Raw genomic sequence first — 835 nt, 5'->3', positions numbered from 1 at the left:
CCAGGGCTGAGGTGAGCTGCCAGTGCGTTTGAATGTAGGGATCGAGGTTCCACATCAGGTTACGTTCGTTACGTCGCATATCACCTTTGGTGCCGAGATCGTAAACGCCGTTCTGATAAACAAAGTTCTCATAGCCTTTGCGCTGTTCGGTCATCGCCTCGTAATCAAGGCCGGTGGTGATGGCGTAAGGGATAAAACCGCTGTCATCGTGGTGTGTCCAGCGCGTGGCTTTGTTGAATAAATCAGATTTCGGGTAAGTCTCCCCCGTAGCGGGTTGTGTTTTCAGGCAATACGCACGCTTTCAGGCATACCTGCTTTCGTCATTTTGTTCAGCGCTCGTACCAGGGCCATAGCCTCCGCAACCTGACCATCGTAGTCACGCAGCGTCAGTGAACCCCCGAACAGCTGTTTTACCCGGTACATCGCCGTTTCCGCTATCGAGCGACGGTTGTAATCTGTTGTCCATTTCCACCGCGCATTACTCCCGGTCATTCGCTGATTAGCCACTGCACGGTTACGGTCTGCATATTCACCGGGCCAGTAACCCGCACCTTTTCGGGGCGGGATAAGCGCGCTGATTTTCTTACGCCGCAGTTCATCGTGACAGAGCCGGGTATCGTAAGCTCCATCGGCGGCGGCTGACCTGATTTTCCGGTGGGTTTGCCGGATTAACCCGGGGAAGGCCTCTGAGTCCGTAACGTTGTTCAGCGACAGGTCAGCGCAGATGATTTCATGTGTTTTACTGTCAACTGCCAGATGCAGCTTACGCCATATACGACGGCGTTCCTGGCCATGCTTTTTGACTTTCCACTCGCCTTCACCGAAGACCTTCAGC

The 835-nt window shown here is 54.0% G+C and carries 1 pseudogene; it reads right to left on the bottom strand.

From position 1 onward, the window contains the following. Positions 1 to 282 precede the first annotated feature (282 nt). Positions 283 to 835: pseudogene (locus ABD339_RS33520) on the bottom strand (IS5-like element IS903 family transposase); the annotation flags it as partial.

Source organism: Streptomyces axinellae (assembly GCF_039532135.1).
GTDB lineage: Bacteria > Actinomycetota > Actinomycetes > Streptomycetales > Streptomycetaceae > Streptomyces > Streptomyces axinellae.
Note: the sequence above shows the minus strand (reverse complement) of the source record. Positions and strands in the feature narration are given on the sequence as shown.